Source organism: Bdellovibrionales bacterium, from assembly GCA_016714165.1.
Lineage (GTDB): Bacteria > Bdellovibrionota > Bdellovibrionia > Bdellovibrionales > UBA1609 > JADJVA01.
Genome location: JADJNU010000001.1, coordinates 1,504,835 through 1,518,609, shown reverse-complemented (window position 1 = coordinate 1,518,609; position 13,775 = coordinate 1,504,835). Strand labels below are relative to the sequence as shown.

Sequence of the window (13,775 nt, the reverse complement as noted above, 5' to 3'; positions counted from 1 at the left end):
CTTAATTTGGGGGACAGTTTTCTAAGGGCAATTTACCCTTTCGCGCCGTTTGAGTGCGCTTACCTATGACTCGTTCCAGTTCGCGGATGTGCTTGACGAACTTAAAGGTGGTCAACGGATCTTTTTTTTCTTTTATTTGCTGGGCGACGTGTTTGCGATTTGACTCTGGCAGGACAAAGGTCATGAAACCTAATTTAAGGGCTTCACGGATTCGTTCTTCGGGTAAGCTGGCTGCTCTGATCTCTCCTGTGAGGCCAATTTCACCAAAAAAACAAGTGCGCGGATCCAGTTCCTGTTGACCCATCGACGAGATCAGGCTTGCTGCAACAGCGAGATCGGCAGCGGGCTCGGTGAGCCTAAGACCTCCCACGATATTGACGAAGACATCATTTTGATGAAGGTGAGAGTTCAAATGTTTGTCTAGGACTGCAACAAGAAGATGGATTCTCGCTAAGTCAAATCCAATAGAAGTTCGGCGAGGCATGGCCATCGGAGAATAGGAGGCCAGCGCTTGGACTTCGCACAGGAGAGGGCGGCTGCCCTCCATTGCGGTAAACACACTCGAGCCAATGAGATTGGCGCCGCGCTCTTCTAGAAATAGCTCAGAGGGGTTGGTCACTTCGGTCATTCCTTGGCTCGCCATCTGAAAAACGCCCAATTCATTTGTAGCTCCAAAGCGATTTTTGAGGGCGCGGAGCAAACGAAATTGGTGGTTGTTATCCCCTTCAAATGACAAGACGGTGTCGACCATGTGTTCCAAGGTTTTTGGACCTGCAATATTTCCTTCCTTGGTAACATGACCAATAATGAGGACAGCGATGTTTGAGCTTTTCGCCAAACTCATCAGCTGGCTTGCGCACTCTCGCACTTGAGAGACAGATCCCGGTGCGGATGGAATGTCGGCGAGGTAGACGGTCTGAATCGAATCGACCACAAGAACCTCGGGTTGAAGGGAGCGGGCGAGTGCGATGATGTGCTCAAGTCGACTCTCACTCGCGACGGCAACTTTTTCTGATTGAATACCGAGTCGACGAGCGCGCAAAGCCGTTTGGGGTACGCTCTCTTCGCCCGATACGTAAAGAATCTGGCTCCCCTCTTTGGCTAGCCCTCCTGCCATTTGAAGGAGCAAGGTGCTTTTACCAATTCCAGGATCTCCTCCGAGCAAAGTATAGCTTCCTGAAACGAGCCCGCCACCGAGGACGCGGTCGAGCTCTCCAATTCCGGTAGATTGGCGTTTTGCCTTTCCTTCATCGAAGCTTTCATTGAGGCGATAGGCCCGAAGTCCCGAGATGGAAGATTCTGATTCGGTGTTTCCGATTGTCCATCCTCGACCCGATGCCTTGCCCAAGGGAGCAATGACCTTTTCTTCGACGAGCGAATTCCAGGCCCCGCATTCATTGCAGCGCCCCTCCCACTTTTGGCGTTGTGCTCCGCACTCCTGACAGACGAATAGGGATTTATTTTTAGCCACAATTGAACTCCAGATTTTTGACTCGTCTGTACCCCTACCATCCGCTAGGACTGCATACAAAATTTAAAGTCTCTATTTTTATTTGTCTCTTCGATTTAGTATCTCAATTAGCGCATAGCATAAAATGACCATGCGCAAATAATTTGAGGGTCCAGGTTTACATGCTGACTAAGTCTAATAAAATAAAGGACGGGCTGTCTCTCACGGCGCCCGCTACGGGAGGCATTCTTGCGCCATTGGATCGGCTCGGTTGTTATTCTCACTCCGTTGGTATTTGCCGTCATTCCCTCTTCAGGACAGCAGAATTTATTCGCCAAGGTAAGAACTCTGATTGAAGAAAAAAACTATTCGGCCGCGGAGAAGGCTCTCACGCAAATAAAAGGCCCTTTGGCACCCGCGGATATGGCCTTGAGTTCTTTTGTTCGCGGGGTGTTGTCATTTGAGCTTCAAAAATACAACGAAGCACAAAGCCATCTGGAAAAAGCTCTCACTGTTCCAAGTTCCATCGAGTACTACGTGCGGTATTTTTTGGGACTTTCTCTTCAAGCTAAGCGTGAATTCAAAGAAGCCCAGCGAGAATATGATCGCCTCTTGAAGCTTCGTCCTCCCAGTCAATTGGCCTACGAGACAAAATTTAAGATGAGCGAAATGTTAATTGATCAGGGAAAGTGGAGTAAGGCTCTTCCTGAGTTGGCCTATTTAGAGCGGCGTTGGCGATCTTCTGAGGCCTACCCCGAGATTTTGTGGCGCCTGGTGAAGGTTGAGATGCAAATCGGACGAAAGTGGAGAGCTTGTGCTTGGGCTCGGCGGCTCTACAGCAAATACCCGCAGCACGGGATTATTGATGACTGGGGAATCGACTTGCCCTCGTCACCATTTGACGGGAAAAAGCTCGGATGCCTCGCAACGCCGGGAGATCAGCAAAAGCGAATTCGTCGTTTGCAGTGGGCTGGGAAGTCAGACAGAGCTCGATCTGAACTTGAAACATTGAGGAAGCGAGCTACTGGTGAAGCTCCTCTCTATGCAGTGGATATGACTTTGGCCAATTTCTTGGTAAATGATGGCTATGTAGATGAGGCTTTGAAGCTCCTAATTAAACATTATGAAAAATACCAAAAGAACTTTGCGTATCTTATGCAGTTAGGGAGGGCCGCAGCCAGAGCGGGAGAATATCAAACTGCGGTCGGGGCTTTTCATCGAGCACACGAATCAAGTCCAAAATCTCGATCGGGACGTGAGGCGCTCTATCAAGCTGCCTTTTTGAGTTATCAGTTTCAAGATTATGACGGAGCTTCTCGTAAGTTTGAGCAATTTTTGAAGGAATATCCGCGGTCAGGCTTGAGTTGGGACTCTCAGTGGCACATGAGTTGGATTCGCTATCTTAAGGGAGATTATCTTGGAGCCCTAAATGGTTTTGATCGAATCTTGAATCAAAAAAAGAATCGTCAAACCCGTCGCAATTGGAACAAGATCGCCATTGAAAGAATTAATTACTGGAAGGCCATGGCGCTTCTGCGAATGAACAAGTACACCGAGGCGAGGACTCTCTTTGAATCGATCGCCAAAGATCCAATGTTGGATTATTACACGCTTACTGCCAAATATCGCTTAGAAAGTATTTCGAACCTGGAGACGGTTCGGAAAGTCGCCGAAGGACCTACCTCTACATACTTGGGAATAATGCCGGACGGGGATGGACTTGTACCTCTCAAAGAAGAGCTCGACGTCAATGGTGAGATCATCGGAAAGCGAGAGGGAGAGGAAGCTCAAGAGGCTGAATCCGAAGAAAGCTTGAACACGAGCTTGGACGGTGACTCGAATGAAGAAGAAGAAGCTGCTGAGGTTGTGACTGCAGAAGAAGGATCCAATTCGATGGATGATGAGAAGCCCGTCGTCGCCACGGACTTTCGCGACCCTGAATTGCGCTTGAGATTTGAGAGGGCCACTTTACTTATTCAGGTTGGTCTGGGTGAATGGGCTCGATGGGAGTTATTTGAAATAGAACGTCGGACCCGCAATCAAGATTACCTGAAGATGTTAATGGCTTCTTATGAGCAAATCAGATCTTACCATCGGTCATCCTACATCAGTGTCGTTAATTTTTCTAATATTCGTTCTCAACGTGGAATTGAAGGCAGCCGCTATTTGTGGGAGTATGCCTATCCCAGAGCCTACAAGGATTCTGTTGAAAAATACGCGACGACCTTTAATGTGCCCAGTGAGTTCATTTGGGGAATCATGCGCACCGAAAGTTCCTTTCGCTACGATGTCGTTTCGCCGGTGGGAGCAAAGGGCCTGATGCAGCTGATGCCAAATACCGCCAAGCAGGTGGCTCGCCTTATTGGTGATGAGACCTTTAACGAGCGACGGTTAGGTGATCCGGACGTGAATTTGCGATTGGGGACGAAATATCTTCAGCGATTGCTCAGTAAATTTGGAGGTTCGGTTCCTCTTGCTGCCGCTAGCTATAATGCGGGTCCTCATCGTGTCGAAGGTTGGCTTGCCAATTTTGGAAGGCTTGAGATGGACGAATTTATTGAGCATATACCGTTTATCGAGACGCGAAGTTATGTAAAAAAAGTCGTTCGGGACTTTGGCATCTATGAAAGTCTCTATGCCAAAGCCACAACGAAACTGACCTGGTTGGTTCAGCCGATCAAGGTGGAGGTGACCCGGCCCTCCCAAAGAGAAACTTGGGAAACTCTCTAGCTAGAACTCACTATTTGGTGATCTCTATTTGCCGGATCTTGACTTTATAAGTCAAAGACAGGACAACAGGCCTTCAATTAAGGAGGCCTTTATGCGCGCATTTTTGAATCGCTCGCCAGCCCTGTTCTCCGTTCTCATTTTCTTTTTCGTTGTCCTTGCTTGCGGCTGTACCAAGAAGAGGAATGGTGATTATGGCCTCGATTTAAAATCAACTTTACGAATTAATATCCTAACGGAACCACCATCCTTAGACTGGAATAAATCTGGGGATACGACAAGTGCGTTGATTCAGGACAATATCATGGAGGGACTTGTTGAATACAATCTCGCAGACCCAAATCTCAGCTTGACTCCCGCGTTGGCAACCGAATGGCGTTTCAGAAAAAAATAGTCAGATATGGTATTTCAAGGTTCGTTCTGGCGTGAAATGGACCGACTGCCAGGAGTTTACGGCTCGACAGGTTTTGGATGGTTGGGAAAGATTACTCACCCCTGCTACGGCTTCAGAATACGCTTACTTTCTTTACGGCATTAATAATGCCAGAGCCTTCAATGAAGGAAAAATCAAAGACTTTTCCGAAGTGGGAGTGAAAGTCACAGATGCCGGAGAGATCAGAGTTGAACTCACGAGCCCCACATCTTATTTTCCCTATCTTTTGACTCACCATTCGACTTACCCTATTCGGAAAGATATCATTGCCAAGCATGGAGACAAATGGACGGAGTCGGGAAATATCGTCACTTTGGGGGCCTATACACTTAGGACTTGGGATCATGACAAGGCTATTGTTTTAGAGCGAAACGAGGCCTATTACGGTGAGAAGGCGAAGATAAAAAATATTCTTGCCTATATGATCAATGAGCTCTCCACGGCACTTAATCTCTTTAACGCGGGAAAGATTGACGCCCAAACACAACTCCCTTCGACGGAATTGCGTGAACTTCGCAAGAGACCTGAATACCGCGAGACTGGAATTCTCTCGATCTATTATTACGGTTTTAACGTAAGAAAGCCTCCTTTTGATAACCCAGAGGTCCGCAAGGCCGTTTGCTATGCGATCGACCGCAAGGAGATCACTCAGATGTTGGACGGCGGGCAGGTACCTTTGACGAGTTGGGTGCCCCCTGGAATGTTCGGCTATGCCCCTGGAGTGGGGATTGGTTTTAATCCTATCAAGGCCCGTGAGATTTTGGATAAGGCAGGATTTAAAGATCGAAGCAAGTTGGCCAAGATCGAGATCGGATTTAATACGAATGAAGATCACAAGCGCATTGCCGAAAATGTGCAGGCTCAACTCAAGCGAAATCTCGGGATTGACGTTGAACTGAAGAACGAAGAATGGAAGGTTTACTTGAAAAATCTCCGTACTGAACCTCCCCATATTTTTCGCATGGGTTGGTTGGCTGATTATCCAGATCCTGACAATTTTCTTAATTTAATGACTTCCTATTCGGAGAACAATTACACTCGATGGAAAAATAAAAAATTTGATGAGCTTATTGGAAGGGCCGTGGGAATAGAGTCGCGGGACGCCCGTCATGAAGCCTATCTTCAAGCACAGCAGATTTTGACCGAACAAGATCTGCCTGTGGTTCCAGTTTATGCGGCAGTAGCTCATGGCTTGTTTTCTCCGAGAGTTGTTGGGTACCCTTTTGGCCCTCTTCAGAGATTTATCTTTAAGGGAGTGTCATTGAAGTGACTAAATGGTTTCAGCATGTAAGAGATCAGGATCTCAATTTGACCCTGTGGGTGGGGTTGCCACTTCTTGTTGTCTTAATGATTACCATGACATTAAATTTTTTTGGCTTTGAAGTTCCGACAGCTCTTTGGATCATCGACGGGACTCTCTTGCTCGGCTCTTTTGTTCACTACACTTTGACCCAAGGTTTAAGTGCTTATGTTTTTAAACGTGTGGCCGAGGCTGTTTTTGTGGTGTGGGTGATTGCCACTTTGACCTTTCTGTTATTGAGAATTGTACCAGGGGGCCTTTCGATCAGGAAAAGCTCTTCCGCCCGAGGTCAAAGCGAACATCGAAGCCAAGTATATGCTGAACGCCCCCTTGTATGCGCAGTATGGAGATTACGTTTTTAAGTTATTGAAGGGAGATTTGGGCGAATCTTATAAATACATAGGTCGACCGATCAATGAGATTATTAGCGAATCATTGCCTAATTCCGTTCAGCTCGGCTTTTATGCTTTGCTTCTATCGTTTATGATAGGAATTCCAGCTGGAGTCTATGCGGCCTCGAAACACAATACCTGGGCTGATACGTTGACGATGATGACGGCCATCAGTGGCGTTGCCTTGCCGAGCTTTCTTGTCGCACCGATTCTAATTTTGATTTTCTGTTTTTATTGGCAGCTTTTGCCCCCCGCACTTTGGGAAGGACCGAGTTACTATATACTGCCTATTCTGACCTTAGGTATTCGCCCGGCGGCAGTGATTGCACGATTGACGCGTTCGAGTGTATTGGATGTGATTCGCTCCGATTATATTCGGACAGCTCGAGCAAAGGGTTTGAGCGAAATGGCCATCCTCTATAAGCATGTTCTTAAGAATTCGCTGATCCCAGTTTTGACTTTTTCAGGACCTCTCGCCGCGGGTGTTCTGACTGGTTCATTTATTATTGAATTGATTTTTGCAGTTCCAGGAATGGCCCCTCATTTGATTCAGAGCGTGAGCAATCGTGACTATCCTTTGATACTGGGGACCACCCTGGTCTTTTCTGTCATTCTTGTCCTTGCTAATTTGATTGTGGATCTTTTGTACGCTTATTTTGATCCAAGGATAAAGCTCGCATGAATCAGACTGTCACCGCGGACACGATTCCTTCTCCAAGTTCTGTTGTTGTAAAGAAGGTCAGGAGACCTCAAAGCTTGTGGGGAGAGTCCTACAGACGTCTAAAAAAGAACAAGGGGGCGGTGGCCTCGGCTTACTTCATCCTTTTTGTCTGCCTCGTTGCTCTTTTTGCAGAAGAATTAGCTCCTTTTCCTTTTGCTCAACAAGATATGACGAGAGTTCTTCATGCCCCAAGTACCCATAATTGGCTGGGGACGGATTCGCTTGGTCGAGATCTTTTGTCTCGGATTATTTTTGGAGCAAGAATGTCAATGGCAGTCGGAATATTCACTGCGATAACCTCTCTCGTCATCGGGGTCTTTGTCGGAGCTGTTTCTGGTTGGTTCGGAGGAAGGGTCGATTCTTTTCTCATGCGGTCGGTGGATATTCTTTACTCGATTCCAACGCTTGTCCTTTTAATTCTCGTGAAAGTTGTCTTTGACAGTGTTCAGATATTTGAAAATGCTGAATTGAAGGCGCTGACTGGAATTGTCTTGGCACTGAGCGTAGTCGGGTGGGTGACTCTCGCGCGATTGGTAAGAGGCCAGGTTCTTCTTGTTCGTGAGATGACCTATGTTGAAGCGGCCCGAGCTCTCGGAGCTTCCGGTTCTGGGATTGTGCTTCGGCACGTGGTTCCTAATATTTTGGGTCCAATTATTGTTATTTTGTCTTATCAAATACCGAGCAATATTTTATTTGAAAGTTTCCTCAGCTTTATTGGACTGGGTCTTCAACCTCCGTTTTCCAGTTGGGGTGTCTTAGCAAATGAGGGCTGGCGTTCGTTGCAAACTTTTCCTCACCTGATGATTTGGCCTGGATTAGCCTTGTTTTTGGCAATGCTTGCCTTTCAACTTCTGGGAGATGGACTTCGCGATGCTTTTGATCCACAGATGAAGGGTCGCTAGAGAGTGGCAATGAGCCGGAAGATGATATCTCTTCTTCTTTTTGCTTGGTTTATTTCGATAGCCACAATCTCCTGTTATCATCTGTCAGCTCCGCCAGATTTCGTTCTTCGGGAAAAGCAGATCATGGGAACGATCGCAAGGATAAGCGTATCGGGCCACATAGGTGCGCGAAGCATTGACGAAGCATTCGGAGTCATGGAGGAACTTGATCGAATTCTTTCAGTTTATAAGTCGGACTCTCAAGTGTCTCGGCTCAATCAACAGGGAGTTCTGAGAGATTCCCATCGAGATCTCTTGGATCTTATTCAAAAATCTCGTGAAATTGAGAGAGAAACCGGAGGAGCCTTCAATATGACATTGGCGGCTCTCACTCTGAGGGCCTATCATTTTCAAGATCTGAATCACCTCAATTCCAGGAGTCTTCCTCGCCCAGGTTCTGAGGACATTCGGACTGCCTTGGGACAGACGGGTTCTCAGTTTGTGCGAGTCAAGGGGACTGAAATTAGAATTTTGAAAAAGGGATTGGGCTTGGATTTTGGAGGTATAGGTAAGGGCTATGCCATCGACAAAGCGAGTGCGATCCTTGCAAAAGATGGACTTCGGGACGGAAGCCTAAGTCTGAGCGGTGATATCCGTTGCTTTGGTGAGTGTTTGATTAAAATCCAGGATCCCCATGATCCTTTGAGTGATTCTAAATTCGTTGCAGAGTTGAGAGTCAGAGGCCCTCAGGTGGGGATTTCTACGAGTGGAGGCTATGGTCGTTTTTCTGGAGCTCCTGTGTTTCATCATTTGATTGATCCAAAAACGGGGAGATCTGTTTCGAACCTGTCCAGCTTAACTTTGCTTGGAAATGAAACCAACACCAACTTGGATGCCTGGGCGACAGCTCTCGCCGTGATGCCTTTAAAGAGACTGCGCCAGTTTCTCCGCGCACATCCGGGGCTGGGATATCATATTGTCTTCTCAGATGGTCGAATAGACTCAAATCTTGATAGAAGTCCTTGGGTTGTTGATTTTACTTTCAACAAGAGCCGCACGAATTAAGATCCAGAGGATTGCGACATAGGCTGCTTGAAAAAGGAAAAATGAGAGAAGCTTTAAAATAATAAATGCAGAACCAAAATAAATAATAAAAAAGCCAGAAGCCAGATTTAACAGGCCTGCGAGAGGAAAGCTGAGGCCTAAAATCCATTTTGTCGCAGAAGTGATTTGTGGAATAAAAATCAGGAAATGGCCGAGGACGAAAGTGATGATCCCGACAGTGGCCAAATGTGGAACAGCGGTTTCCAACAATCCCGATGTGGACTTGGGAAGCGAATTGAGCTCGACTTTGCCAAGGTAAAACTCTTGTATAGATGGAAGTGACCATCCCATTTTTGTTGCGAACAACAAAAAAGAAGTTCCCAAATGCAAAATCATCAGAAGAGAATAAATTCCAATTATCAAATGATACTGTCTAGCCATGATGGAAATGATCCTTAGGCTTATGCTCGTCTGGGCGACCCATCAGATAGACAAATACTTTGAACAACATGACGAACATGGATATCTCAAAGAGAAAAAAACCAACAATCTTCATCCAAACAAGAAAGGGATGGACAAACCTTGTCCCTAACAGTCCGCAGATTTCGATCAGGACAGCTAAAGAAGGAACAATGATCCAAAGAGTTTTTGCCTTATTGGAAATCTTCGTATGGACCAATATCGAAACAACTGTCATGATCATCAGAGGATAGATAAATAAATTGACGTGTAGATCGGTAAAGAGAGTAGCGAGATCTTTTGCGGGAAGAAAAGACTCAGGATTTCCCAACAGGTTATTTCTAATTTGCTCCGGGAAGAGACCCAGGCGTGAGTATTCCAGCTGGATATTGAGAGACAAATAGAAGAACGTGAAAATAAGAAATAAAATCAGAAGAGTTCTAAGGTAGGAATTATGGCGAAGATCAGAATTCATTAAAAACTGCACGGCAATTTCCTAACTTTCATTTTTTCTTCTTTTGAAGCTTAACCTGCCAAATTCCACGAATGATTCGAGCGGCTTGAGCGAGTCGCTCCGTTGTCAAAGTTGATCCCGTTATAATTGGTATATCTTGCCCAGATTTTAAACTGGCCCTGAGGTTTTTTCCAACAAATACTTGATTCCAGCCCTTTGGAGGCAAATATTCTGGATGCTCATAAAAGGCAATGAGTTCGACACTGACAATAGCGCCCTTTGGGTCAATGGCGACAAAGGCCGTTTGATCTTTGGTTCGTACCTTAGCTGAATGCAGCCCAGCATGTCCCAGGATTTTTTCTTTGGCCTTGATTTCATAAAATGTAAAAATATTCTCTTCAATGGGAGCTTGTGCGAGTTGTTGGGCCCGAGTTTTTTCATCTTCGGTTAAAGCAAGACTCAATTTATTTACAGCAGTGGACTTTGGAAAGGCCGCTTTTGCGGCCTGTTCTGGAGATAAGAGCACTTGAGCACGGCAATTCAGATAGCACTGGGTCCCAAGAAATGAGACGAACAACAAACGAGAAATCAGACCTGGGCTCATCTTTCGTTCCTCTCCTCTTAATTGGGTCAGAGCGACTCCTGCCGTTGATCGACTACCTGATAGATCCGAGGCTGGCAATGGGATATTGTGAGCCTTATCAATAGGTTTGCAAAAACCTGAGAATCAGGAGGTATTTTGGCGTTAACGATGTCTCTGTTGTCAGCAGAGAGTGAGATGGTGTATCCATTTTAGCATGCGAAATGCTCAGGCCACTGAAGGGCATTGATGCCGATATCTCTTGGGGTGATAATTCATGGACTTCGACGAAACAGTGAAATTTGATACACTGGTGGGAAAAACCAAGGGTTTTTCGGCTCCGATCAAAAGCTTGGTGGGTGAAGAATCTCTGGTTTCCCGCCTGATGGAGTTGGGTATTGTTCGCGGAGAAACGATTGTATTGAGGGGACAAGCTCCTTTTGGTGACCCCTATTTGGTTGAAGTCAGAGGACTCGCCGTTGCTTTGCGCAAGGAAGAGGTCCTATGCATTCATCTGTAGATTTGTTTGAAACGGCCGCTTTGGTTGGATCACCCAATAGCGGGAAGACGACTCTCTTCAATTGGCTGACGGGTTTGCGTTACAATACGGTCAATTATCCTGGATCAACGGTCGATTACTCTGTGGGGATGAGTCATGATCGCTACGGAGAACCGGTCCATTTGATGGACACGCCAGGAGTCTATAGCCTTTCTCCAAAATCACCTGATGAGGAAGTGACCCTAAATGCTCTTCAGCATCATTTCAACTGGGGCTCCGTAAAATTGGTTATATCCGTTGTCGATGCCACTCATCTTTCGAGGCAATTGCTCCTGACTCGTCAGCTCTTAGCCTCAGGTTTTCATGTGATTGTCGCTGTCACAATGATGGATTTACTTTCCGAAAAGGGACTCGAAATTGACATGGAAGCCCTCGCAATTGACTTGGATTGCGTTGTTGTGCCGATTGATGGGCGCTTAGGTGGCGGTGTTCAAACCCTGGTGGATGAAACACGGAGAGTTTTATCAGGCAATCTTAGGACGAAGCGCACTCATCGCATTGAGCCCTGGAAAGCGGCGGACATCGAGCGCGTCTTAGGGGAAACTCGAGTTCTTGAAAGAAAGCATGTTCGGCGCACTCGCGTTCATCGAGGGCTTGATGCCGCAGAAAGGACAAGAAAAATTGATGGAGTTCTTCTTCATCCTTTTTGGGGTCTTTTCATGTTTCTTGCGATTATGTCTCTTTTGTTTACATCAATTTATTGGTTCGCTACTCCGGTCATGGACTTGGTTGACTCTGGATTTAGCTGGCTTTCCCACCTTATTAGTGAACTCGGATCAGGAGCTCTGTGGTCTGATTTTATGGCCAACGGACTTGTGAGTTCCTTTGGGGCTGTTTTAGTTTTTGTCCCTCAAATTTTCATTTTGTTTCTGGGGATAGCTTTGCTTGAAGATTCTGGTTACCTGGCTCGTTCTGCCACTTTGATGGATCGTCCTTTGCGAATGCTGGGGATGAGTGGTCGATCCTTTGTCCCTTTGCTGTCGGGATATGCCTGTGCAGTTCCAGCCATGATGGCGGCTCGAACTGTCAACAGCAAGAGAGAACGCTGGCTTTTGTTATTTATTATTCCATTGATGAGTTGCAGCGCAAGATTGCCGGTGTATTCCCTTCTTTTGACTTTTGTTTTTCGGGGTAGCCCAGCCTGGAAGGCGGGCCTCGTATTGGCAGGAATCTACGTTGGCTCCATTTTCGTTGGTGCATTCGCTGCCGTAATCGCCAATCGCTTTATTAAAATTCGAGAAAAATCGCTATTTTGTCTCGAACTTCCTGTTTATCGTCGTCCCCTTTTTGGCTCCGTTTTGCGTCAGGCCTATGGCCGAACAAAAAACTATATTCGTCAAGCAGGTCCCGTTATTTTTCTTTTGTCTATTGTTGTTTGGATAGGAACCACTTTTCCTCATTATGATGTGGCAAGTGATTCAGATAAGTTAAACAGGAGTTTTTTTGGACAGGCGGGTCAGGTTGTTGAGCCTGTTTTTTCTCCCATGGGAGTTGATTGGCGGGTTGGCGTAGGCTTGATATCTGCTTTTGCCGCGCGAGAGGTATTTGTTTCGAGTTTGGCAATTGTTTTCAATATTGCCGATAGAGATGAGGAATCCATGCAAAGTTCTCTTTTGTCTCAGATGTCTGAGGCGAAGATGAGCGACGGATCTTCAGTTTTTACTATCTCATCGGTGCTGGGTCTTATTGTGTTTTTTATGATTGCACTCCAGTGCATATCGACTACCGGAGTGGCCGTTCGTGAGTCGGGCGGATGGCGTTTTGCCCTCATGCAATTGGTCGTTTTTAACATTGTGGCTTATGTTTTGGCCGTCGCTTTGGTTCAAGGACTTCGTGCCTTTGGGATTTCTTAGTGGGAAAAATTATTTTATCCCGAGGCTGATCAAAATGGGATTGGTTTTCTGTCGTTGTGTGAAAGACTGCTTGTCTAAAATCCCTTCCCATCGCAAATTGACGAGTATTTGCCCAATGGCTCCACCAAGTGTATTCCCGGGTCCAAGTAAGACAAGGTGATCCGGATTGTATTCCTTGAGGGCAACTTCAATCGACGCAGTCAGGGAATAAGGTTCAATGACTTGTTGATGAAGGGTATAGTGACAGAGTTCTTTGACGTCGGTTGAATAGGCCTTCCAAATGTGACCGCGCCCATCAATGAGAGGCAGCTTTGGAGGATGAAACAAATGTTCAGGAATCATCTCTAGAGCTCGCTTTGAAACCTCGTTGAGCAAGGGCGTATGAAAGGCCGCATGGTTCAGAAGTTGAAAAGGAAAGTGTTCAATGGGAGGGAGATATTTCATGAGATAATTCAGGCCCGCACTGTTGGCGCCAAAGACCAAATAGCCCCCGAGAAAAATACTCGGATGGACTTCGACTCCTGGCAAATCCTTTGTGGCACGAAGAACCTGATGGACGAGCTCCTCCTTAGAAGGATCTCTTTGCCAATTTTCTTTGATCAGTGGATATATGATTTGGCCTCCGATCGTCTTGTCTTTCATCATGGATCCCATGGTGTTTATCACTTGATAGGCCCCCGCCTGGTCGAGCGCTTCTCCCAGCGCCAGGGTGATATACCAACCCATGGAGTTTCCAGCGATTGCGACTGTTTCATAGAGAGAAGGATCAAGTGCGGTGAAGTCAGCATAGGAGCAAGCGTAAATGAGAGTCGAGGCGTTTTCTCCTTTGGTGTGAATTTGGGGAGAAAAATGACTTGATGAATCCAGTTCTGTGATTGTTAATAGCCCATCTTCAAGCCGTCTCTGATCGAGATCTTCAATG

12 protein-coding genes and 1 pseudogene are annotated in these 13,775 nt (G+C 46.4%); 8 read left to right on the top strand and 5 right to left on the bottom strand.

The window, feature by feature from the left end; translation table 11 throughout:
* Position 1: 1 nt before the first annotated feature.
* On the bottom strand, positions 2-1,471 hold the full coding sequence (gene radA, locus IPJ71_06735; GenBank protein MBK7843380.1) for a DNA repair protein RadA: 1,470 nt from the start codon (positions 1,469-1,471) through the stop codon (positions 2-4).
* 228 nt (positions 1,472-1,699) lie between these two features.
* On the opposite strand from radA, the gene IPJ71_06730 reads away from it, so the two are divergent.
* The 6 genes and pseudogenes from IPJ71_06730 (at position 1,700) to IPJ71_06705 (ending at position 8,969) form a co-directional block, all read left to right on the top strand.
* Entirely contained in the window at positions 1,700-4,180 is a 2,481-nt protein-coding gene (locus IPJ71_06730; GenBank protein MBK7843379.1) for a transglycosylase SLT domain-containing protein, read from the top strand.
* Positions 4,181-4,271: 91 nt separating this feature from the next.
* Positions 4,272-4,571: a hypothetical protein gene (locus tag IPJ71_06725; GenBank protein ID MBK7843378.1), complete on the top strand. Its 300-nt coding sequence runs from the start codon at positions 4,272-4,274 to the stop codon at positions 4,569-4,571.
* 31 nt (positions 4,572-4,602) lie between these two features.
* Positions 4,603-5,880 carry a peptide ABC transporter substrate-binding protein gene (locus IPJ71_06720; GenBank protein ID MBK7843377.1) on the top strand — a complete coding sequence of 426 codons (1,278 nt, stop codon included), beginning with the start codon at positions 4,603-4,605 and terminating at the stop codon, positions 5,878-5,880.
* Between the two features lie 86 nt (positions 5,881-5,966).
* A pseudogene (locus IPJ71_06715) lies at positions 5,967-6,984 on the top strand (ABC transporter permease).
* On the top strand, positions 6,981-7,925 hold the full coding sequence (locus IPJ71_06710; GenBank protein ID MBK7843376.1) for an ABC transporter permease: 945 nt from the start codon (positions 6,981-6,983) through the stop codon (positions 7,923-7,925). The pseudogene IPJ71_06715 and the gene IPJ71_06710 overlap by 4 nt, the downstream one beginning before the upstream one ends.
* Positions 7,926-7,934: 9 nt before the next feature.
* A complete protein-coding gene (locus IPJ71_06705) occupies positions 7,935-8,969 on the top strand; it encodes an FAD:protein FMN transferase (GenBank protein MBK7843375.1) in 1,035 nt (344 codons plus the stop codon).
* Here IPJ71_06705 and IPJ71_06700 read toward each other — a convergent pair.
* Genes IPJ71_06700 through IPJ71_06690 form a run of 3 tightly spaced genes read right to left on the bottom strand, consistent with a single transcriptional unit; the run spans position 8,907 to position 10,465 of the window.
* Positions 8,907-9,389 (bottom strand): hypothetical protein, encoded by a 483-nt coding sequence (locus tag IPJ71_06700; protein ID MBK7843374.1) that lies wholly within the window; start codon positions 9,387-9,389, stop codon positions 8,907-8,909. The two genes, IPJ71_06705 and IPJ71_06700, sit on opposite strands and share 63 nt — an antisense overlap.
* Positions 9,382-9,882 carry a hypothetical protein gene (locus tag IPJ71_06695; protein ID MBK7843373.1) on the bottom strand — a complete coding sequence of 167 codons (501 nt, stop codon included), beginning with the start codon at positions 9,880-9,882 and terminating at the stop codon, positions 9,382-9,384. Before IPJ71_06695 ends, IPJ71_06700 begins: the two co-directional genes overlap by 8 nt.
* Before the next feature lie 28 nt (positions 9,883-9,910).
* Positions 9,911-10,465: an FMN-binding protein gene (locus IPJ71_06690; protein ID MBK7843372.1), complete on the bottom strand. Its 555-nt coding sequence runs from the start codon at positions 10,463-10,465 to the stop codon at positions 9,911-9,913.
* A gap of 253 nt (positions 10,466-10,718) precedes the next feature.
* Between IPJ71_06690 and IPJ71_06685 the strand changes: the two genes are divergently transcribed.
* Entirely contained in the window at positions 10,719-10,961 is a 243-nt protein-coding gene (locus IPJ71_06685) for a FeoA domain-containing protein (GenBank protein ID MBK7843371.1), read from the top strand.
* Positions 10,946-12,853, top strand: coding sequence for a ferrous iron transporter B (locus tag IPJ71_06680; protein ID MBK7843370.1), 1,908 nt, complete (start codon positions 10,946-10,948; stop codon positions 12,851-12,853). The genes IPJ71_06685 and IPJ71_06680 overlap by 16 nt, the downstream gene beginning before the upstream one ends.
* Before the next feature lie 9 nt (positions 12,854-12,862).
* Here IPJ71_06680 and IPJ71_06675 read toward each other — a convergent pair whose 3' ends face one another.
* Positions 12,863-13,579, bottom strand: a complete 717-nt coding sequence (locus IPJ71_06675) for an ACP S-malonyltransferase (protein MBK7843369.1) — start codon at positions 13,577-13,579, stop codon at positions 12,863-12,865.
* Positions 13,580-13,775: the final 196 nt, after the last annotated feature.